Here is a 21,345-nt window from a genome sequence, read left to right on the forward strand (position 1 = left end):
GACCCGGAGGGGGCACGGGGTCCCCATTAGTGGAGTTCACGTAGTGGAGTTCACGGAGTTCATGGAGTTCATGGAGTTCACGGAGAGGGTTTCGGCATGCGCAAGGTCGGCAACAGCGCCATAGCGGCCGTCACCGTGGTCGCCCTCGGCTGCGGCGCGTGGCTGCTGCACAGCGGCGCCGAGACGCATCCCCCGCCGCAGCCGTCCGCGGCCCAGGCCCACTCGGGCGGCGGCGGCGCGTCGACCGGGTCGGGCCGGTCCGCGCCGGCGCTGCCGCCCTCCCCGCCCGACCGCGTCCGCATCCCCGCGATCCACGTCGACGCCCCCCTTACGGGCCTCGCCCTCACCTCCGCCGGCAGCCTGGACGTCCCGCCCGCCGAGAAGGAGAATCTCGCCGGCTGGTACGAGGCCGGGACCACCCCAGGTGAGACGGGCACCGCGATCGTCGCAGGCCACGTCGACAACGCCGACGGCCCCGCCGTCTTCTACGACCTGGGGGCCCTGCGCAAGGGCAGCGCCATCGAGGTGGACCGGCGCGACGGAAGCGTCGCCGTGTTCACCGTCGACGCCGTCGAGGTCTACCAGGCGCGCGCCTTCCCCGACGCGAAGGTGTACGGGGCGGCGGGCCGGCCCGAGCTGCGGGTGATCACCTGCGGTGGGGGTTTCTCACGGTCGACCGGTTACGAGGGGAACGTCGTCGTCTTCGCGCACCTCACCGGGAGCCGCTGACCACCGACCTGGCGATGGCCCGCGCGCACTCCAGCGCCTCGGTGTGCGTGGTGTCGACCTCCAGGTCGTAGACCACGCCCCGGTGCACCGGCTCCGCCTGCCGCTCGGCCATCCCCCGCACCCGGTCGCCGCGGCCGATCTCCCGGCCCGCCGCCACCGACGCCTCGCACCGGACGCCGACCCAGCGCACGTCCAGCCCGTCCAGTACCTTGCGCCACCGGTCCTGACTGGCACCGCCGCCGAGGAAGACGTCGTCGATGATCACCCGGGCCCCGGCGTGCGCCATCGCGGCGATGCCCGTCGCCCACGCCGCCTCCAGCGTCGTGAACTCCTCGCCGACGCTCACCTCGCCGTCCGCCCCGAACTCGATCCCCGCGCCCGAGCCGGGCATCGCCTCGATCAGCGAGTCGACCCCGAAGGCCAGCCAGGGCTGCGGCAGGACCGCCTGAAGACACCGCACGATCCCGGACTTGCCGGAACTGGAACCGCCGTTCAGCACGATCACCTGAGTCGTCACGCCGGTCACCCTAGGGGAGCACCCGTAGACGGCCCACTCGTTTTCAGGCGACCCACTGCTCGTAGGCCAGGTTCGCCACCAGCGCGAAGACGACCGTCAGCAGGACGACCCGGACGAACCCGCTGCCCTTCTTCAGGGCCGTGCGCGCGCCCAGCGTGCCGCCCACGAGGTTGAAGACGGCCAGCAGCGCCGCCAGCTTCCACAGCACGGCCCCCTGCCAGGCGAAGGTGGCGAGCGCGCCCGCGTTGGTGCAGCAGTTGACGATCTTGGCGGTGGCCGAGGCGGTGACCAGGTCGAGGTGGAGGACGGCGGTGAGGGCGAGGACCAGGAAGGTGCCCGTGCCGGGGCCGATGAGACCGTCGTAGAAGCCGATGCCGAGGCCGGCGAGGCCGATCGCGGCGAGGATCTGGCGGCGGGTGGCCGGGCCGGGGGCGGGCGCGGTGCCGAAGGCGGGGCGCAGGATCACGAAGGCCGCCACGCACACCAGCACCACCATGATCACCGGCTTCAGCACCTCGGTGCTCATCCCGGCGGCGAAGAAGGCTCCGCCGGACGACCCGGCCAGCGCCGCCAGCCCGATCCGCACCGCGAGCCGTACGTCCACGGGCGCTCGGCGCGCGTAGGTCACGGCCGCGCCCGAGGTCCCGACGATGGCGACGGCCTTGTTGGTGCCGAGCGCGGTCGCCGCCGGGGTCCCGGCCGGGAGTCCGAGCAGCATCGCGGGCAGGAGCAGCAGGCCGCCCCCGCCGACCACCGCGTCGATCCAGCCGGCCGCGAGCGCGGCGAGGCAGAGCAGCACGAGGGTGGCCAGGGGTATGTCGGGCATGGTCAGGAACCCTATGCGACGCCGGTCAGGGCCTGTACGGCGGCGGTCGGGGGTTGCGCGACGGCAGTCAGGGCCTGTGGAGCAGCGGTACTGGGGGACCTCCCGCAGGGGACCTCCCGCAGGGGACCACCCGCAGGGGGGACCTCCCGCAGGGGGCAACCCTCACACCCGCCGCCCGTCCCCGCTGAGGGCAAGGTTCCTCGCGGGAAACAGCGGTGATGCGGCTGGGTAACGTCCGCGCCGCACGCTCCTCGACATGACCTCGAATGCGCGTGCGGCGGAGATCGCGGACGACACGCTCGTCCTGGTCGACGAACTCGGCCCTTGCTCCCCTTGCTCCCCCTGCTCCTCACAACGGAGGCTCCTGAATGACCGCCACTGAGGGGGCCACCCCGGCCGCTCCCACGATCGTGCTCGTCGGCCATGGCATGGTCGGCCAACGCTTCCTCGAGGCGCTCGCCGAGCGCGGTCTGACCGCCACGCACCGGGTGGTCGTGCTGTGCGAGGAGCCGCGTCCGGCATACGACCGCGTCGCCCTCACCTCGTACTTCTCGGGCCGCACCGCCGAGGAACTCTCCCTGACCGACCCGGAGTTCATCGCCGCGCACGGCATCGAGCTGCACATCGGCGACCCGGCCGAGACCGTCGACCGCGAGGCCCGGAAGGTGACGTCGCGCTCCGGTCTGGTCGTCGGCTACGACGTCCTCGTCCTGGCCACCGGCTCCTACCCGTTCGTGCCGCCGGTCCCCCACAAGGACGCCGAGGGCTGTTTCGTCTACCGCACGATCGACGACCTCCTCGCCATCGAGGCGTACGCCGCCTCGCGGGCCACGACGGGCGCGGTGGTCGGCGGCGGGCTGCTCGGCCTGGAGGCGGCGGGCGCGCTGAAGGGGCTCGGACTCACCAGCCACATCGTGGAGTTCGCGCCGCGACTGATGCCGGTACAGGTCGACGAGGGCGGCGGCGCGGCCCTGCTGCGGACCATCGAGGACATGGGGCTGAGCGTCCACACCGGTGTGGGCACGCAGGAGATCGTCGTCGACGAGTCCGGCGCGGTCACCGGCATGAAACTGTCCGACGGCTCCGAACTCGCCACGGATCTCGTGGTGTTCAGCGCCGGTGTCCGCCCCCGCGACCAACTCGCCCGTGACTGCGGCCTGTCGGTGGGCGAGCGCGGCGGCGTCGCGGTCGACGAGCAGTGCCGTACCGTCTCCGACCCGCACGTCTTCGCGATCGGCGAGTGCGCGCTCGCGGCGGACGGCCGGGTGTACGGCCTGGTCGCCCCCGGCTACGAGCAGGCCGAGACGGTGGCCGCCGCCATCGCCGCCCCCCTCGCCGCCGACGAGGGCGAACCGTTGTCGTTCACCGGGGCCGACCTCTCCACCAAGCTGAAGCTGCTCGGCGTGGACGTGGCGTCCTTCGGCGACGCGCACGGCGCGACCCCGGACTGCCTGGACGTCGTCTACTCCGACGCCCGCTCGGGCCTGTACAAGAAGCTGGTCATCGGCCGCGACGGCACCCTGCTCGGCGGCATCCTGGTCGGCGACGCCGACGCCTACGGCACCCTGCGCGCGTTCACCGGGTCCGTGCCGCCCGTCGCCCCCGAGTCGCTGGTCCTGCCGGCCGGCGCCGGGGACGCCGTACAGCTCGGGCCGTCCGCGCTGCCGGACGAGGCGATCGTCTGCTCCTGCCACAACGTGTCGAAGGGCACGATCCGCGGCGCGGTGACGGAGCACTCCTGCACGACCGTGCCCGAGGTCAAGAAGTGCACCAAGGCCGGTACCGGCTGCGGGAGTTGCGTCAAGGTGCTCGGCCAGCTCGTCACCGCCGAGCTGGAGGCGAGCGGCGTCGAGGTCGACAAGGGCCTGTGCGGCTGCTTCGCGCAGACCCGCGAGGAGCTCTACGAGATCGTCCTCGCCCTGCGCGTCAACACCTACCAGGATCTCCTCGACCGTTACGGCCGCGACGGCGCCCGGGGCGGCGACGGCTGCGACGTCTGCAAGCCCGCGGTCGCCTCGATCATCGCCTCCCTCGCCCCGACGATCGGCGCGAGCGGCTACGTCCTGGACGGCGAGCAGGCGGCCCTCCAGGAGACCAACGACCACTTCCTCGCCAACCTCCAGAAGAACGGCTCCTATTCGGTCGTCCCGCGCATCCCCGGCGGTGAGATCACCCCCGAGGGCCTCATCGTGATCGGTGAGATCGCCCGCGACTTCGGCCTCTACACGAAGATCACCGGCGGCCAGCGGATCGACATGTTCGGCGCGCGCGTCGAGCAACTCCCGCTGATCTGGACCCGGTTGGTCGACGCCGGCTTCGAGTCCGGCCACGCCTACGGCAAGTCGCTGCGCACGGTGAAGTCCTGCGTCGGCCAGACCTGGTGCCGCTACGGCGTCCAGGACTCCGTCCGCATGGCGATCGACCTGGAGCTGCGCTACCGGGGGCTGCGGTCCCCGCACAAGCTCAAGTCCGCTGTCTCCGGCTGCGCCCGCGAGTGCGCCGAAGCCCAGTCGAAGGACTTCGGCATCATCGCCACCGCCAGCGGCTGGAACCTGTACGTCGGCGGCAACGGCGGGGCCACCCCGCGCCACGCCGACCTGCTCGCGCAGGACCTCTCCGACGCCGAACTGGTGCGCCTCATCGACCGGTTCCTGATGTTCTACATCCGCACCGCCGACCGTCTGGAGCGCACCTCGACCTGGCTGGAGCGGATCCCGGGCGGCCTGGACCACGTACGCGACGTCGTCGTGGCGGACTCCCTCGGCATCTGCGAGGAGCTGGAGTCCCTGATGACGGACCACGTGGCGCACTACGCCGACGAGTGGGCCACCACCATCAACGACCCCGAGAAACTGGCCCGGTTCGTGTCCTTCGTGAACGCGCCGGACACCCCCGACCCGGTCGTCGGCTTCGTCCCCGAGCGCGACCAGATCAAGCCCGACCTGCCGCTGCTGACCATCGGCACGCGTCCCATGGACGCCATGGCCGCCCTTGAAGGGAGCACCCAGCGATGACCCTGGCACCCGAGACCACCGACCTCAAGGTCCAACTGCGGCTGGAGGAGAGCTGGTTGCCGGTCTGCGACCTCGCCCATCTGCTCCCCGGCCGGGGTGTGGCCGCCCTGCTGCCCGACGGCCGTCAGGTCGCCCTGTTCCGCGACCGGGCGGGCGAGCTGTACGCCGTCGACAACCGCGACCCGTTCGGCGGTGCGGCCGTCCTCTCCCGCGGCCTGACCGGCAGCCACGAGGGCCGCCCCTTCGTCGCCTCCCCGCTCCTCAAGCAGCGGTTCGACCTGCGGAGCGGGGAGTGCCTGGACGACGAGACGGTGCGCATCGCGACGTACGAGGTGCGCGCCGCCTGACGGTCCGCCCTCGTTGCATCGTCATCGTCGTCCGGTCGCCGTGGTCTGGAGTGGTCTGGCCGGGGACCGTGGTGCGGGCACGCCGGTTCGGGCCGGTACCGCCGGGAGGCGGACCACCGCGTCGAGGCCGCCGCGCGGGGCGGGTTGCAGGACCACCTCGCCGCCGCTCGCGTGCGCGAGGCGCTGCACCAGCGCGAGTCCCAGGCCGGTGCCGCCCTTGGGGGCGTCCGGGGCGCGCCAGAAGCGGTCGAAGGCGCGGCGGCGCTGCTCCTCGGTCATGCCGGGACCCTCGTCCATGACGTGCAGTTCGACCCATGCCGGGCTCGCCGGGCGGTGCGGGTGGCGGTGCGGGAAGCGGCGCTCGTGGGGGGTGCGGGGGGTGTGGTGGCGCGGGTCGATCGAGACCGTGGAGCCGGGGGGCGCCACGCGCAGGGCGTTGGAGAGCAGGTTGTCGAGGATCTGCTCCACCGCCCCGGGCAGCGCCAGCACCTCGCCCGTGTAGTCCCCGGCCAGCGCCAGCCAGACGCCGTACTGCTGGTACAACGGGGTCCAGGCACGGTGGCGTTCGGCGCACACCGCGCCCAGGTCGACCGTCTCGCGTTCGGCGGCGCTCTCGTCGAGCCGGGCCATCGCGAGCAGCCCCTCGACCATCCGGGCCAGCCGGTCGGTCTCGGTGAGCGCGGCGGTGAGCGAGCCGCGCGCGTGCAGGGCGATGTCGTTCTCCAGGTTCTCCAGCCGCAGCCGCAACGCCGCGAGGGGCGTCTTGAGTTGGTGCGACGCCTCGCCGGCGAAGGCCCGTTGGGAGGCCAGCAGGTGTTCCAGGCGGGCGGCGGTGCGGTTGAAGGTCGCGGCGAGACTGCGGACCTCCGGCGGCCCGTTGGTGATCGCGACCGGGGTGGCGGTGCCGCCGACAGCCAACTCGTGGGTGGCGTGCTCCAGTTCACGGATGGGGCGGCCGGTCCAGCGGGCGATGACGAAGCCGAGGGCGGCGACCGCGGTGAGCGTGGCGAACCCGCCCAGCGCCAGCAACAGCCAGACGTGGTGCACCCGTTCATGGACCATCCGGGTCGGCACGGTGATGCGTACGGCGCCCTGTTCCTGGACGCCGTGCCGGACCGGGGTGGCCACCGCGAGGTACTGCACGCCGCCGATGGTGGAGGTGCGCACGTCGGCCGTGGCGGTGCCCTGGAGTGCGGTGGCGAGGCCGGGTGAGGCGGCGAGCGTGCGCACCTCGTCCTCGGTCAGGGGGTGCGAGGAGGCGAGCAGCGCGCCCGCGCGGTCCACGATCAGCACCTTGCCGCCGATGCGCGCGGCGCAGTGCGCGGCCCGCTCGGGCAGGTCCTGCGCCGCCCGCCCGGCCGAGATGGACAGCGAGGCGAACGCCGACACCGCCTCCGCCTCGTCCTTCGCCGCGTTGATCACCCGCTCCCGCTCACCCCGCGAGTACACGAAGCCGAGCGGGATCTCCAGGCAGAGCAGCACCAGGGCGGCGAGCGTGAGGTAGCTGAGCAGCAGCCGACGGGTCATCGGTAGGCCGCCGTGTGGTGGGGCTGGTCGAAGTTGTGCGTCTGGTCGAAGTCGCGGGTCTGGCCGAACTGGTGGCTTCGGGTGAAGTCGTGGTCCTGGGTGAAGTCGTGCGTCTGCTGGGGGTAGGACCGCGGAGGCTCGTACGAGGACGGCGACGGGGACGGCTCGTAGGGCGATGGTGTCGTCTCGTAGGGCGATGGTGTCGTCTCGTAGACGGGCGGCGCGGGGGACTGCGGCGGCGGGCCCGGTGAGGTGGTGTGCACGGCCAGCCGGAAGCCCACTCCGCGCAGGGTCTGGATCCATGCCGGGTTGCCCAACTTGCGGCGCAGGGTGGCCACATGGACGTCGAGAGTCTTCGTCGGACCCTGGTAGTGCGGGTCCCACACCCGGTCGAGGATCTGCTGCCGCGAGTAAACGGCCCCCGGGTCCTCGGTGAGCAGCGCGAGCAGCTCGAACTCCTTGGGCGTCAGCGTCACCGTCTCCGGCCCGACCCAGACCTGCCGGGTCCGCCGGTCGACGACGAGGGGGCCGGCGGCACCGGAGGAGGCAGGTGCGGGAGCGGGGGCTGGAACGGGAGCGGGGGCGGAAGCCACCGGGGTCGGGGGCGCGGGGTCGTAGTAGGGAGCAGCTCCCCCGAACTCCCGCTCCGACAAGCCCCGTTGGGTCCGCCGGGTCACCGCGCGCACCCGGGCCACCAGTTCGCGCATGCTGAAGGGTTTCGCCAAGTAGTCGTCGGCGCCCAGCTCCAGGCCCAGGACGCGGTCGGCTTCCTCGCCGCGTGCGCTGAGGATGATGATGGGGACGTCGGAGGTCTGCCGGATGCCCCGGCAGACGTCGATGCCGTCGATGTCGGGCAACCCCAGGTCCAGCAGGACGACATCGCCGTACGGACCCCTCAACCCCTCGTTGCCCGTGCTGACGTGATGCACCGTCAGTCCGAAGTTACCGAGGCCCTCGATGAGCGGTTCGGCGATCGTCCGGTCGTCCTCGATGAGCAGGACTCGTACACCCATGCGTTCCCGTCTCTCCCGCTGAACCGAATTCGCGTGTTCCGTGGATCCGTTGTCCCGTCACGCTACAAGAACGGTCAGGAAAACACCCCACACGTCTCGGACAATGTGAGCAGCGGCTCAACTCCGGACGAAAACTGTCCCATTCTTGTCGGCGGTTTAGTGTTCCTCTAACCTTCGCCTGGCAAAGGCTCCTCTACGGTGATGGAGAACTGGTCGGACCCCCACGCCGGCCAGCTCTGAACTGGGAGGATCCACGTGAAGGCATTGCTGGACCGCGCCCGCTCGTTCAAGCGGCGGGTCGATTTCGAAAGCGGCGAATACCGGCGTCTGGCCGAGGGCCAATATCCCGAGGCATTGTTCATCACCTGCTCGGACTCACGGGTGATACCCGCCCTGATCACGGGCGCACGGCCCGGTGAGATATTCGAGCTGCGGAACGCGGGCAATATCGTTCCGCCGCACGGCCGACAGGGCGCCTCGGGCGAGGCCGCCACCATCGAGTACGCACTGGAGGTGCTCGGCGTTCAGGACATCGTGGTGTGCGGCCACTCGTACTGCGGGGCGATGGGCGCCATCAAGTCCGGCGACGACCTGTCCGCCCTGCCCGGCGTGGACGCCTGGCTGCAACTGGCCCGCCCGAGGCTGGCGCCCGTCCTGAACGGCCATGCCGAGGACGGTCACGTCGAGGACCCGTCGATGCCGGACGTCGCCCAGCTCAACGTCGTCAACCAGCTTGCGGTGCTGCGGAGTTACCCGGTGACGCGGCGACGTCTCGACGCGGGCGAGCTGCGACTGCACGGCTGGTACTACGAGGTGGACACCGGCCAGGTGCACGAGCTGGACGAGGACGGTCTGTTCCGGGTGCACGCGGCATGAGCGGCGCACACGCCACCAGGATGCGAGGCTCCCGGGCCCGCGACCCGCGATTCCAGCCCCCTGCCGACCGGCCGAGGAACCCGGCGAACCCCCAACGGGGCGGCGGCCAGGGCGACTTGAGGGAACGGACAGGAGGACCGGGAGGCCAGGGAGGACCCGGAGGAAAGGGTGGCAAGGGCGGGGCTGGAGGGAAGGGAGGAGCGGGCGGCAAGGGGCCGAAGGTAGATCTGGCCACCGAGATCACCGCGTCGCTCGTCGTCTTCCTGGTCGCGCTCCCGCTCTGCATCGGCGTGGCCGTCGCCTCCGGTGTCTCCGCCGAACTGGGCATCATCTCCGGTGTCATCGGCGGTCTGGTGGTGGGTGCGGCACGCGGCAGCACGCTCCAGGTGAGCGGTCCGGCCGCCGGTCTCGCCGCGCTGGTCGCGGAGACCGTGCTCGAGTACGGCGTGGCCATGCTCGGCGTGATCGTGCTCTTCTCCGGCCTCCTCCAGATCGTCCTCGGCCTGGTGAAACTGGGCCGGTTCTTCCAGGCGATCTCGCTGGCCGTCGTCCAGGGCATGCTCGCGGGCATCGGTCTGCCGCTGATGTTCAGTCAGGCGTACCCGGCGATGGACGCGAAAGCGCCCGGCACCCCGCTGGAGAACATGGCCGGCATCCCCGGCCTGCTCGCGAGCACGTTCGCCGACCCGCAGGCGCTGATCGCGGCCGGTCTGGGCGTCGTCACGGTCGTCCTGAGCTTCCTGTGGAAGAAGGCGCCTGGGCCGGTCAAGAAGGTGCCCGCGGCGCTGGTCGCGGTGGGCATCGGCATCGCGGTGGCCGCGCTCCCCGGCGTGGACGTCAAGACGCTCCAGGTCGGCAACCTGCTGGCCTCGGTCAACGTACCCGGCGCGAAGGAGTTCGCGGGCCTGGCGGACGCCGGGATCATCACCGCGATCCTCACGTTCACGGTGATCGCCTCGGCGGAGTCCCTGTTCACGGCCGCCGCGGTAGACCGTATGCACGACGGGCCGCGCACCCGCTACAACCCCGAACTGATCGCCCAGGGCGCGGGCAACACCCTCGCCGGGCTGCTCGGCGCGCTGCCCATCACGGCGGTGGTGGCGCGGAGTTCGGCGAACGTCCAGGCGGGCGCCAAGACCCGGCTCTCCCGCACCCTGCACGGCCTGTGGCTGCTGGCGTTCGCGATCCTGCTCCCCCAGGTGCTGGCCCTGATCCCGATCTCGGTCCTCGCGGGCGTGCTCGTGCACAGCGGCTGGAAGCTTTTCGCGCCCGAGGAGTTCCCGAAGATGTGGCGGCAGGACCGCGGCGAGTTCGCGGTCATGACGATCACCACGCTGGTCATCGTGGCGACGGCGCTCCTGGAGGGCGTACTGATCGGCCTCGCGGCGGGCATCCTGCTGGCCGCGGTGCGCATGTCGCAGACGGTCATCCGGCAGCACATCGAGGACGACACCGCGAAGGTGGTGATGGCCGGCAACGCGACCTTCCTGCGGCTGCCCCAGGTCATCGAGGCCCTGGAGTCCGCCGCCGAAGCCGGCAAACCCCGCATCCGGCTCGACCTCACCGGCGTCACCCACCTCGACCACGCCTGCCGCAGCCAGGTGGAGGAGTTCACCGCCCAGCAACGCGGCAAGGGCCTACGGGTGGAACTCCTGCTACCGGGCCCGGCAAAACACCTGCCTACCGGCACCGGGCCCTCTATTGACGAGGACACGTTCCCGTCGGCCGACCGCCCGACGCCCAGGCAGAAGCCGATACCGGTGCAGGTTCCGACGCCGATGCCGATGCAGTCCGACCCGCTGCCCCGCCACGCGCCCGTAGCAGCCCCCGGCCCCACCGCCGAGTGGTTCTACCTGGACACGACACCGATGCCGGAGGACTTCGCGCAGAGGTACGCGGAGGAATACGCGGGCGGGTACACGGACGGCTACGCGGACGAGTACGCCCCGCAGTACACGCAGGGCTACGGGCAGGGCTACGCGCAGGACTATGGACAGGGCCAGGGCCAGACGTACGGCCAGGGCCAGGGCTACGCGTCCTACTGAGGCGGCGACAAGACGGTAGGGCGGGGCGGAATGGAATGGGCGGCTCAGGCCTTGAGGACGTCGGCGTAGGACACGCCGGTGAGCCGCTCGGAGTCGGCCCACAACCGCTCCCCCGCCCGGTCGTCGAGGGTCCAGGGCGCCCGCCGCGACGGTGCGGGCGCCCCGCGCCAGTTCGCGAGGGACGGTCCGGTAAACGAGTCCGGCCGGACCCCGGGCGCGGTCGCCGCGTACAGGGCGGGCAGCGCGCCCGCCTCGGCGGACTGGGCGATCACCCGGTTGCCGAGCGCCATCAGCCGCTCGGCGACCCGGCGACCCGCAGCGCGCGGCCCGGCCGTCTGGAGGTTGGTCGCCGCGTACCCCGGGTGCGCGGCCGCCGCCACGACACCGGACCCGGCCGCCGCGAGCCGCCGCGCGAGCTCGTGCGTGAAGAGCAGGTTGGCGGTCTTGGAACGGCCGTACGCAGTCCAACGACGGTACTGCCGCTCGGAGTTGAGATCGCTCGGATCGATGGTGCCGACCAGGTGGGCCATGCTGGACACGGTCACGACCCGTACCCCGGACGACCGTTCCACAGGCGCTCGTTGGTCCGCCGCGAGCAGCGCGGGCAGCAGCAGCCCGGTGAGGGCGAAGTGCCCGAGATGGTTCACCCCGAACTGCGTCTCGAACCCGTCGACGGTGGTGCCGTACGGCATCGCCATCACCCCCGCGTTGTTGACGAGCAGGTCGAGCCCCTCGTACGGCAGCGAGTCCGCGAACTCCCGTACGGAGGCGAGGTCCCCGAGATCGAGCCGCCCCAACTCGACGTCCGCGCCCGGCACTTCACCACGCAGCCGCGCTACGGCGTCCCGCCCCCGCGCCTCACTCCGGCACCCGAGCACGACCCGCGCCCCCTTCCGCGCCAGCTCCCGCGCCGTGACATACCCGAGCCCACTGTTGGCCCCGGTGACGACGGCGGTACGCCCCCTCTGATCAGGGATGCCGTCCACACTCCAGCCGGCCATACCCGCACTCCTTCCGCTGCCCCCGCTCCCCCCAGGGGGCAGCCTACGGCGCGCGCCGAGGCTGGATATCGAGGTCTTCCAGAAGGCCACGGATGCGCCGTCGGATCTCGTCACGAATGGGACGTACGGCATCGACGCCCTGACCTGCCGGGTCATCGAGCTTCCAGTCCAAATACGTCTTCCCCGGGAAGACGGGGCAGGTGTCGCCGCAGCCCATGGTGATCACCACGTCGGACGCTCGCACCGCTTCCACGGTCAGCACCTTCGGCGTCTCGGCGGACATGTCGATGCCGACCTCCGACATCGCCTCGACGGCGGCCGGGTTCACAGCGTCGGCCGGTACGGACCCGGCGGAGCGGACCTCGACCCGGCCCTCGGAGAGGTGGGTGAGGAATGCGGCCGCCATCTGCGAGCGCCCGGCGTTGTGGACGCACACGAACAGCACGGACGGCTTGGACTCAGACACGGGCGGAACCTTCCGGGGAGACGGCAGGTCCGGCCGTCGGTGCGGGCTGAGGGAAGAACCGACGGGCGGCCAGGGCGACGTAGACCAGGCCGATCAGGACCGGCACCTCGATGAGCGGGCCGACGACCCCGGCGAGGGCTTGGCCGGAGGTGGCGCCGAAGGTGGCGATGGCGACGGCGATGGCGAGTTCGAAGTTGTTGCCCGCCGCGGTGAACGCCAGCGTCGTCGCCTTCGGGTAGTCCAGTCCGACCGCACGGCCGGCGGCCATCGACCCGGCCCACATCACGGCGAAATACACCAGCAGAGGCAGCGCGATCCGTGCGACATCAAGGGGCTTGGAGGTGATGGCGTCGCCTTGGAGGGCGAACAGGACGACGATCGTGAACAGCAGCCCGTAGAGGGCGAACGGTCCGATGCGCGGGATCAGCTTCGTCTCGTACCAGGTGCGGCCCCGGGCCTTCTCGCCCAAGCGGCGGGTGAGAAACCCGGTCAGCAGCGGGATGCCGAGGAAGATCAGCACGGAGCGGGCGATCTCCCACACCGAGACGTTCAGCGCGGTCTGTTCCAGACCGAGCCGGCCGGGCAGCACGGACAGGTAGAACCAGCCGAGCGCGGCGAAGGCGACCACCTGGAACACGGAGTTCAGGGCGACCAGGACGGCGGCGGCTTCGCGGTCGCCGCAGGCGAGGTCGTTCCAGATGACGACCATGGCGATGCAGCGGGCGAGACCGACGATGATCAGGCCGGTTCGGTACTCGGGCAGGTCGGGCAGGAAGACCCAGGCGAGGGCGAACATCAGGGCCGGGCCGGCGATCCAGTTGAGGACCAGGGACGGGATGAGCAGGCGGCGGTCGCGGGTGACGGTGCCCAGGCGGTCGTAGCGGACCTTGGCGAGGACCGGGTACATCATCACGAGCAGGCCGAGCGCGATCGGCAGCGAGACGCCGGTGACGGTCACCTTCGCCAGCGCGTCCCCGAGCCCCGGTACGAGGCGGCCCAGCCCGAGGCCGGCGGCCATCGCGATCAGAATCCACACGGCGAGGAAGCGGTCCAGGAACGGCAGCCGTCCGGCAACCGGCGCCGTGGCCGCCGCGGTGGCGGCTTCCGGGCTCACGAGGCGGCTCCGGCGGGCGTGATCTCGGGCAGCGGTTGTCCGGCGGGGCGGGTGAGAATCGCGGCCAGCCGATCGGTCGTCTGCGGAAGCAAGCGGTAGTACACCCACGTTCCGCGCCGCTCGGAGTCGATGAGTCCGGCCTGCTTCAGCAGTTTCAGGTGGTGGGAGATCGTCGGCTGCGACAGCTCGAAGGCCGGGGTGAGGTCGCAGACGCAGACCTCGCCGCCCGCTCGGGAAGCGATCATCGACAGCAGCCGCAGCCGTACCGGATCGCCCAGCGCCTTGAACACCTTCGCCAGATCGGCGGCCTGGTCCTCGTCCAGCGGGGCGGTCAGCAACGCGGGACAGCACTCGCCGGCACCGGGTTGGCCGAGCACCGCCAGCTCTTGTTTCGACATGCCTCTATGTTGACGTTCTTCGATCCAGGACGCAAGCTTGTATCGACAGACATCAATACAAAGCGATGGAGGAGAACCGTCATGTCCCGTGTTCAGCTCGCACTCAATGTCGCCGACCTCGACGCCTCGGTGACCTTCTACTCCAAGCTGTTCGGCGTCGAGCCCACCAAGCGGCGCGCTGGCTACGCCAACTTCGCGATCACCGAGCCGCCGCTCAAGCTCGTCCTCATCGAGGGTGAGCCCGGTCAGGACACCCGTCTGGACCACCTCGGCGTCGAAGTCGACTCCACGGAGACGGTCACCGCCGCCACCGACCGCCTCAAGGAGGCGGGGCTCGCCACGTTCGAGGAGAACGACACCTCCTGCTGCTACGCCCTCCAGGACAAGGTGTGGGTCCACGGCCCCGGCCGCGAGCCCTGGGAGGTCTACGTCGTCAAGGCCGACGCCGACCAGATGGGCAAGAGCCCCGCGCCCGGCGGCGGCCACGCCTGCTGCACCGACACTCCGGCGGCGTCGTCCGAGCCTGCGCCGACGGCAACGGCCTGCGGCTGCGGAAGCTGACCGGTTCTCTCCACGCCCCTCGCGCGCCGCCGCCTCCTCCGTCTTCTCCTGAGGTCAGGTGAAGCGGGTCGGCTCCGGTGGCAAGAGCCTCGCCCAGGACACGGTCAACGCGGACACGGTCCAGGCTGACTCCGTTCATGATGAGCCGCCGCCTGGGGAAACCGTGCCGTTCGGGCACGGGACACTCCGCACACCTCCTCGAATCCTACGGCCACTGACTCCCACAAGAACACCCCACCCACACCAACCACCTCCTGACCAACTGGCTGAACTCCCTGAAGCCTTAACCAAAAAGGGACGGCATCCCCCACCCGGAACACCGCCCCTTCCCACAACCCCGCCGCCCGTCGTCAGTCCCGCCGAATCAACTCGGGGTCGATACGCCGCCCGACCAACGGCAGGGATCCGAAGGCGGCGACCGCCACGACCCCGAGAGCGCAGGCCAACAGCAACGGCACACCGGCCCCGTCCCAGAAGACGTCGCCGCCGCCGGTGACGAGATAGCTGGATTCGGCCGCCTTCCCGGCGACGACCGCCAACACCAGGCCCACCGCCAGCGGCAGTACAACCTGCGCCACCTGCACAGCCCGCAAGGTACGAGGCCGCGCACCGAGCAGAGAAAGAGCGGTCACCTGCGGTCGGCGTTCGACCGCACGGTCGGTGGCAGCCACAAGGTAAGCGGCTACGCCGATGATGAGGCCGAGGACCATCCCCATGGCGAGGATCGTCTTGACGACGGTGATCTGCTGGAGGGCGGTGACGACTACGCCGGGCGTCTGAACCTTGGCGATCGGATCGATGCCTCCGATGTCGTCGAGGACGGCACGAACGGTCTGAGGTGCCGAGCTGCTGACCAGGGTGAGATCGGCCCCCTCGGGCCGGAAGCCGTCAGGCAGGAAAGACGGCGGGACCACGACGTTGCCACTACTCAATGTCGAGAGTCCTGATTCATCGCCGAAGATCACCTGTTGCTTCGGCACTCGAACCGTCAGCACGCGCTCCGCGCCTCTCTCATTCCTGAGATGGAAAGGGAAGATCGCACCAGGTTTGCTGTCCTCGTCGTATGTCTCCCGAGGATTCACGACTCGAAAAGGCCGCCCATCCGCGCACCGTCCGATTTCAGGCACCATCCCACGGAGTTGACTGCACGTGGCGATCACGGCGCGGATCACCGGTGGAAACTCGGCTTTCCGATCCTTCCACGAGCTCGCCACCATGCCATGGCCACGTACACCCGGCACCGTCTCGAACGCCCGCTGCCGATCTTGGGTGACGCCGTCAAGGGACAGCATGTACGACTGCACAGGTGACGTGTTCTTGGAGACTTGGTCCAGCTCGATGAGCACGCCTTGCACGAGTGACGCCGCGTAGACGAGCAGCACCAGACCGGTCGCGACGCGCAGGGCCCCGCCTGCTTCCATCTCGTTGCGCCTCATCGCCAGGCCGAGAGACAGCGAACTGGTGCGTGCCGCCCTGCGGGACAGACTCCGCGAGAGGATCGGGAGAGACAGCACGAGCCCGACGCCCACCAGCACGACGGCGAGCGGCATCAGGATCGACGAGATCGAGGTGTCTCGGGGCGCGTGCCCCGTCGCGCCGGCCACGCAGTACCCGGCGACGATGCCCAGTCCTGGAAGGAGGGGCAGCAGCCCCCACTTCGCCGGTGGTTTCTCCACCGCGCTGCGCCTCACAGCCAGGGGGTTCGCGGCGGCCTTCCTGGCTCCGACCGCTCCCGCGAACCAGGCGAGCGCCGGACAACCGATCAGGCAGACGAGGGTGTCGGACAAGGACAGCGATCCGTCAGACGGATACCACCGGAACCCGGGAAGACCGACACGGGAGATGAGTTGGTTGGCCACCGCGTAGACGCCGAGGCCGAGCACCGCTCCGAGCAGTGCCGCAGCGACCGTCTCAGCCGCGTTGACGCGCTGAACGCCCTTCTTGCTCAACCCGACCAGACGCAGTGCGGCGAGCCGTCGGGCCCGCGCCGCGGCCGACAGCCGCGCGCACACGGACAGATAGACGGCCAGCGGAAGCAGGACGACGCCGCACAGCGTGAACCGCACGATGTCCAGTGTCGAGGGCTCCACCGTTTCGTGGCTTGTATAGGGCCACCCGTAGGACGTCACGGGGTCCCCGCCCTTCAACTGGCCCCGGGTGACGCCGATGTACGCGTACAGCTCATCGGGATGAGCGAGCCCTTGAGGACTGATGAGTCCCCGTTCCCGTCCCGGCACGAGCTGGGCCAGGCCCGGTTCCTTCTTGAGCTCTTCGTGCAGCCGTGGCGACACGAACATCTCGCCGGGAGCGGGCAGTTCACTCAGACCGGGTGGCGGGTCGATCGCGAAGGAGCCTGGCGAGTGGAAGACGCGGGTCATGGGGCGGGACCCGTACGGGTCCGTCAGACTGAGCTCGTGGGGTGCTTTGTCGGCACCGATACAGAGTTGACGTTCGCCGACGGAGCATTCGCCCTCACGCGCCGCCTTACGTCCGTCCTGCGCTGCCAGGATCCCGGGAATCGCTAGCACCATGGCCAGGCAGCAGACGCCGACGGCACTACCTCCGGCCATCAGGAAGAAACGCACGCGGTTGCCACGCCCACTGCCCACCAACAGCCGCAGTCCCAGCAGGAGTTCCGTCATGTCGTCTCCCGCGCCACGGCCGAGAGGACTCCGTCGCACATCCCGAACTGGCTGTCGGCCCGGGAGGCCACCTGAGCATCGTGCGTGACGAGCACCACGGCCGTCCCCTGAGAACGCGCAAGGGTCAGGAACTCATCCAGCACAGCGGTGGCGTTGGCGCTGTCCAGCGATCCCGTCGGCTCATCGGCGAACACCACGGCCGGCCGATGCACCAACGCCCGTGCCACCGCGACGCGTTGGCTCTGCCCTCCGGACACCTGCGAAGGCCGGCGCTGTCGCAGGTCGGCGAGACCCAACCGACCGAGAACCTCCCCGGCGGCGGTCAGCGCCTCCGCCTTGCGCTGCCCGGCCAGCCGCAACGGCAGCGCGGTGTTCTCCTCCACGGTCAACTCCGGTAGCAGTTCGCCGTACTGGAAGACGAACCCGAAACGCTCACGGCGCAGCGCGCTGAGCTCCTCGTCGTCGAGTTCACCGAGGACGCGCCCCTCGAACCGGATTTCACCGCGTGCCACCGGCAGGACCCCGGCAAGGCAATACAGCAACGAGGACTTGCCGGAACCGCTCTGCCCGGTGATCGCCGCGACTTCACCGCGGCGCAGGCTGATGTCGGCGTTCCTGACGGCGGGCGTCTGACCGTAAAAAAGGTCGACACCCGTGGCGGACAAGACTTCTGACGTGTTGATGATGCTTCCCCTATGACGAGAGGGAGCCCAGATGCGGGCATCTGGGCTGTGGAGTGCAGAAGGCTTCTAGCTACCGTTCGAATAGCTTTTGGTGACCGAGCAGTTGTCCGGGTGCAGACTGCCGCGGTTTCGGCATGCCCTGATATCGGCTTGGTTGGTGTAGCGCTGGGCGCCATCCCAATTCGAGTGATGCAGGTGGACGGTCTTCCCCTGCTTGCCGTTGTAGCGCACCCAACTGTGCCCCTCGACACGTACCAGCACGTAGACGTTGTGGCCGTCTTCCGCGTCAGCGTCCTTCAGTTTGCCTTTCCACTCGAAGGCACCGTGGTTCTGGCCTGCGGGATTGAAGCGGTACTCGCCACCCCTGAAGCGAACACCCGACGAGTTCAGCTCCGGCATGCCATGCCAGTCGACCGTGCCAACTGCCGTACCCGCGCCCACGAGAAACGCCCCCGCTGCCAGCACTCCGACCCATACCTTGCGCATTGCGCACCTCTCTGACGGCCAGGCAGCCCCCTCGGCCACCACTGGCAACAGAAAGTAGTCGATCGGACACGTGCTGAAACCTTCAGTCGTCCACCCGCCATCACATCAGGTGATCGAAATCCAGACACAAGAGGACGGCACCCCCGCACAGGGTGCCGTCCTCCATGGTGGCCGGAGTCGCCGCCGATCGGTGAGGGTCGGGGACCGGTGGCGGCTCCGGGGTTCAGTGGGCCGTGAGGGGCTGGTTGCCCCTTGGGCTCAGCGGTGGTCGCTGCCTGTTGAGTCGGTTGCCGCGCGGCCCGCTTCCAGGCGGGCCACCGGGATGCGGAACGGGGAGCAGGAGACGTAGTCGAGGCCTACCTCGTGGAAGAAGTGGACCGACTCCGGGTCGCCGCCGTGTTCGCCGCAGACGCCGAGTTTGAGGTCGGGGCGGGTTCGACGGCCCGCCTCCGCCGCGGACTTGACCAGCGAGCCGACGCCGTCGCGGTCGATGGTCTCGAACGGGGAGACGCCGAAGATGCCCTTCTCCAGGTAGGCGGTGAAGAAGCTGGCCTCGACGTCGTCGCGGCTGAAGCCCCACACCGTCTGGGTCAGGTCGTTCGTGCCGAAGGAGAAGAACTCCGCGGCCTCGGCGATCTGCCCCGCCGTGAGGGCCGCGCGCGGGAGTTCGATCATCGTGCCGATCGCCAGCTTCAGTTCGACGCCCGTCGCCGCCTCCACCTCCGCGACGACCTGGTCGGCCTCCTCTCGGACGATCTCCAGCTCCTGGACGGTGCCGACCAGCGGGATCATGATCTCGGCGCGCGGGTCGCCCTTGGCGTTCTTGCGCTCCGCCGCCGCCTCGGCGATCGCGCGGACCTGCATCGTGAACAGGCCCGGGATGACGAGGCCGAGGCGTACGCCGCGCAGGCCCAGCATCGGGTTCTGCTCGTGCAGCCGGTGCACTGCCTGGAGCAGGCGCAGGTCGTTCTCGTGGGACTCCTGGCGGGACTCCGCGAGCGCGACCCGTACCGAGAGTTCGGTGATGTCGGGCAGGAACTCGTGCAGCGGCGGGTCCAGGAGGCGGACGGTGACCGGGAGGCCGTCCATCGCCTCGAAGAGTTCGATGAAGTCCTTCTTCTGGAGAGGCAGGAGCTGCTTCAGGGACTCCTCGCGCTCCGTCTCCGTGTCCGCCAGGATCAGCCGCTCCACCAGCTCGCGCCGGTCGCCGAGGAACATGTGCTCGGTGCGGCACAGGCCGATGCCCTGGGCCCCGAAGCGCCGGGCGCGCAGCGCGTCCTCGGCGTTGTCGGCGTTCGCGCGCACCCGCAGCCGCCGCTTGCGGTCCGCGAAGGCCATGATGCGGTGGACGGCCTCGACCAGTTCGTCGGCGTCGTCCGCACCGGCGTGCATCCGGCCCTCGAAGTACTCCACCACCGGGGACGGCACGACCGGGACCTCGCCCAGGTACACCTTGCCGCTCGACCCGTCGATGGAGATGACGTCGCCCTCCTCCACCACATGGCCGCCCGGGACCGTCATCCGGCGGCGCTTGGTGTCGACCTCGAGCTCCTCCGCGCCGCAGACGCACGTCTTGCCCATGCCGCGTGCGACCACGGCCGCGTGGGAGGTCTTGCCGCCGCGCGAGGTGAGGATGCCCTCGGCCGCGATCATGCCGTCGAGGTCGTCGGGGTTGGTCTCGCGGCGCACGAGGATGACCTTCTCGCCGGAGCGCGACCACTTCACGGCCGTGTAGGAGTCGAACACCGCCTTGCCGACCGCCGCGCCCGGCGAGGCCGCGATGCCCCGGCCGACCTTCTCCACCTTCGCGTGCTCGTCGAAGCGCGGGAACATCAACTGGGCGAGCTGGGCGCCGGTGACGCGCTGTAGCGCCTCCGTCTCGTCGATGAGGCCCTGGTCGACGAGTTGGGTGGCGATCCGGAAGGCCGCGCCCGCCGTGCGCTTGCCCACGCGGGTCTGGAGCATCCACAACTGGCCGCGCTCGATGGTGAATTCGATGTCGCAGAGGTCCTTGTAGTGGTTCTCCAGCGTCTCCATGATGCCGAGCAACTGGTCGTACGACTTCTTGTCGATCTGTTCCAGTTCGGCGAGCGGGACGGTGTTGCGGATGCCGGCGACGACGTCCTCGCCCTGGGCGTTCTGGAGGTAGTCGCCGTAGACGCCCTGGTGGCCGGAGGCGGGGTCGCGGGTGAAGGCGACGCCCGTGCCGGAGTCCGGGCCGAGGTTGCCGAAGACCATCGAGCAGACGTTGACGGCCGTGCCCAGGTCGCCGGGGATGCGCTCCTGGCGGCGGTAGAGCTTGGCGCGGTCGGTGTTCCAGGACTCGAAGACGGCCTTGACGGCGAGGTCCATCTGCTCGCGCGGGTCCTGCGGGAAGTCGCGGCCGGCCTCGGTCTTGACGATCTTCTTGAAGCGGGTGACGAGCTTCTTCAGGTCCGCCGCCTCCAGCTCGGTGTCGACGTGGACCTTCTTCGCCGTCTTCGCCGCTTCGAGGGCGTCCTCGAAGAGCTCGCCGCCGACGCCCAGGACCGTCTTGCCGAACATCTGGATCAGGCGGCGGTAGGAGTCCCACGCGAAGCGGTCGTCGCCGGACTGCCTGGCCAGGCCCTGGACGGACTTGTCGGACAGCCCGATGTTCAGGACGGTGTCCATCATGCCCGGCATGGAGAACTTCGCGCCCGAGCGTACGGAGACCAGGAGCGGGTCGTCCGACTGGCCGAGCTTCTTGCCCATGCGCTGCTCCAGCGCGTCGAGGTGCGCACTCACCTCGTCACGCAGTGCCGCCGGCTCCTCGCCGCTGTCGAGGTAGCCCTTGCAGGCCTCGGTGGTGATCGTGAAACCGGGCGGGACGGGAAGGCCCAGGTTGGTCATCTCGGCGAGGTTCGCACCCTTGCCGCCGAGGAGGTCCTTGAGGTCCTTGTTGCCCTCGGTGAAGTCGTAAACGAACTTCACCACGTGGGAATCCTGGGGATCTTTGTTTTCCGACACGGGTCTCGACTCCTCGAGGACGCGGTGGCTGCCCTGACGGCCAGGAACATACCCAGATCGAAGGCTCCTGGGTACGTCCACTTGCGCGTCATGTGCCTGTAACCAGCCGTCC

Annotated in this window: 18 protein-coding genes; 6 read left to right on the top strand and 12 right to left on the bottom strand. The window is 70.1% G+C overall.

Features of this window, described 5'->3' with window-relative positions; all coding sequences use genetic code 11:
- Positions 1-96: 96 nt before the first annotated feature.
- A complete protein-coding gene (locus tag BMZ82_RS33450) occupies positions 97-729 on the top strand; it encodes a class F sortase (RefSeq protein ID WP_093781161.1) in 633 nt (210 codons plus the stop codon).
- Here BMZ82_RS33450 and cpt read toward each other — a convergent pair.
- The gene (cpt, locus tag BMZ82_RS33455) at positions 713-1,246 is read right to left on the bottom strand and encodes a chloramphenicol phosphotransferase CPT (protein ID WP_093781179.1); all 534 of its coding nucleotides are present in this window, start codon (positions 1,244-1,246) and stop codon (positions 713-715) included. The genes BMZ82_RS33450 and cpt overlap by 17 nt on opposite strands.
- A gap of 43 nt (positions 1,247-1,289) precedes the next feature.
- Positions 1,290-2,072, bottom strand: a complete 783-nt coding sequence (locus tag BMZ82_RS33460) for a sulfite exporter TauE/SafE family protein (RefSeq protein ID WP_093781162.1) — start codon at positions 2,070-2,072, stop codon at positions 1,290-1,292.
- A 368-nt stretch (positions 2,073-2,440) separates the two neighbouring features.
- Here BMZ82_RS33460 and nirB point away from each other — a divergent pair, with 368 nt between their 5' ends.
- Entirely contained in the window at positions 2,441-5,086 is a 2,646-nt protein-coding gene (gene nirB / locus BMZ82_RS33465) for a nitrite reductase large subunit NirB (RefSeq protein WP_093781163.1), read from the top strand.
- The gene (nirD, locus tag BMZ82_RS33470; RefSeq protein WP_093781164.1) at positions 5,083-5,433 is read left to right on the top strand and encodes a nitrite reductase small subunit NirD; all 351 of its coding nucleotides are present in this window, start codon (positions 5,083-5,085) and stop codon (positions 5,431-5,433) included. The genes nirB and nirD overlap by 4 nt, the downstream gene beginning before the upstream one ends.
- A 21-nt stretch (positions 5,434-5,454) precedes the next feature.
- Here nirD and BMZ82_RS33475 read toward each other — a convergent pair whose 3' ends face one another.
- Complete coding sequence (locus BMZ82_RS33475) at positions 5,455-6,960, bottom strand: sensor histidine kinase (RefSeq protein ID WP_093781165.1); 1,506 nt, start codon at positions 6,958-6,960, stop codon at positions 5,455-5,457.
- On the bottom strand, positions 6,957-7,973 hold the full coding sequence (locus BMZ82_RS42565; RefSeq protein WP_371271341.1) for a response regulator transcription factor: 1,017 nt from the start codon (positions 7,971-7,973) through the stop codon (positions 6,957-6,959). Before BMZ82_RS42565 ends, BMZ82_RS33475 begins: the two co-directional genes overlap by 4 nt.
- Before the next feature lie 255 nt (positions 7,974-8,228).
- Here BMZ82_RS42565 and BMZ82_RS33485 point away from each other — a divergent pair, with 255 nt between their 5' ends.
- Both BMZ82_RS33485 and BMZ82_RS33490 read left to right on the top strand, forming a co-directional pair.
- Positions 8,229-8,849 carry a carbonic anhydrase gene (locus tag BMZ82_RS33485; RefSeq protein ID WP_093781166.1) on the top strand — a complete coding sequence of 207 codons (621 nt, stop codon included), beginning with the start codon at positions 8,229-8,231 and terminating at the stop codon, positions 8,847-8,849.
- Positions 8,846-10,894, top strand: coding sequence for a SulP family inorganic anion transporter (locus BMZ82_RS33490; protein ID WP_256252253.1), 2,049 nt, complete (start codon positions 8,846-8,848; stop codon positions 10,892-10,894). Before BMZ82_RS33485 ends, BMZ82_RS33490 begins: the two co-directional genes overlap by 4 nt.
- A gap of 44 nt (positions 10,895-10,938) precedes the next feature.
- Here BMZ82_RS33490 and BMZ82_RS33495 read toward each other — a convergent pair whose 3' ends face one another.
- Genes BMZ82_RS33495 through BMZ82_RS33510 form a run of 4 tightly spaced genes read right to left on the bottom strand, consistent with a single transcriptional unit; the run spans position 10,939 to position 13,873 of the window.
- Positions 10,939-11,895 carry an oxidoreductase gene (locus BMZ82_RS33495; protein WP_093781168.1) on the bottom strand — a complete coding sequence of 319 codons (957 nt, stop codon included), beginning with the start codon at positions 11,893-11,895 and terminating at the stop codon, positions 10,939-10,941.
- A gap of 43 nt (positions 11,896-11,938) precedes the next feature.
- Positions 11,939-12,361, bottom strand: coding sequence for an arsenate reductase ArsC (locus tag BMZ82_RS33500; protein WP_093781169.1), 423 nt, complete (start codon positions 12,359-12,361; stop codon positions 11,939-11,941).
- On the bottom strand, positions 12,354-13,475 hold the full coding sequence (gene arsB / locus BMZ82_RS33505; protein WP_093781170.1) for an ACR3 family arsenite efflux transporter: 1,122 nt from the start codon (positions 13,473-13,475) through the stop codon (positions 12,354-12,356). Before arsB ends, BMZ82_RS33500 begins: the two co-directional genes overlap by 8 nt.
- Positions 13,472-13,873, bottom strand: a complete 402-nt coding sequence (locus tag BMZ82_RS33510; RefSeq protein ID WP_093781171.1) for an ArsR/SmtB family transcription factor — start codon at positions 13,871-13,873, stop codon at positions 13,472-13,474. Before BMZ82_RS33510 ends, arsB begins: the two co-directional genes overlap by 4 nt.
- An 81-nt stretch (positions 13,874-13,954) precedes the next feature.
- Between BMZ82_RS33510 and BMZ82_RS33515 the strand changes: the two genes are divergently transcribed.
- Complete coding sequence (locus BMZ82_RS33515) at positions 13,955-14,434, top strand: ArsI/CadI family heavy metal resistance metalloenzyme (protein ID WP_093781172.1); 480 nt, start codon at positions 13,955-13,957, stop codon at positions 14,432-14,434.
- A gap of 350 nt (positions 14,435-14,784) precedes the next feature.
- Here BMZ82_RS33515 and BMZ82_RS33520 read toward each other — a convergent pair whose 3' ends face one another.
- From BMZ82_RS33520 to ppdK, 4 genes are all read right to left on the bottom strand, one after another.
- Positions 14,785-17,076 carry an FtsX-like permease family protein gene (locus tag BMZ82_RS33520; protein WP_093781173.1) on the bottom strand — a complete coding sequence of 764 codons (2,292 nt, stop codon included), beginning with the start codon at positions 17,074-17,076 and terminating at the stop codon, positions 14,785-14,787.
- Positions 17,073-17,741, bottom strand: coding sequence for an ABC transporter ATP-binding protein (locus tag BMZ82_RS33525; protein WP_256252254.1), 669 nt, complete (start codon positions 17,739-17,741; stop codon positions 17,073-17,075). Before BMZ82_RS33525 ends, BMZ82_RS33520 begins: the two co-directional genes overlap by 4 nt.
- Before the next feature lie 84 nt (positions 17,742-17,825).
- Positions 17,826-18,245 (bottom strand): hypothetical protein, encoded by a 420-nt coding sequence (locus BMZ82_RS33530; protein ID WP_093781175.1) that lies wholly within the window; start codon positions 18,243-18,245, stop codon positions 17,826-17,828.
- 258 nt (positions 18,246-18,503) lie between these two features.
- On the bottom strand, positions 18,504-21,233 hold the full coding sequence (ppdK, locus tag BMZ82_RS33535) for a pyruvate, phosphate dikinase (protein WP_093781176.1): 2,730 nt from the start codon (positions 21,231-21,233) through the stop codon (positions 18,504-18,506).
- Positions 21,234-21,345: the final 112 nt, after the last annotated feature.

It is taken from the genome of Streptomyces sp. yr375 (assembly GCF_900110755.1).
GTDB lineage: Bacteria > Actinomycetota > Actinomycetes > Streptomycetales > Streptomycetaceae > Streptomyces.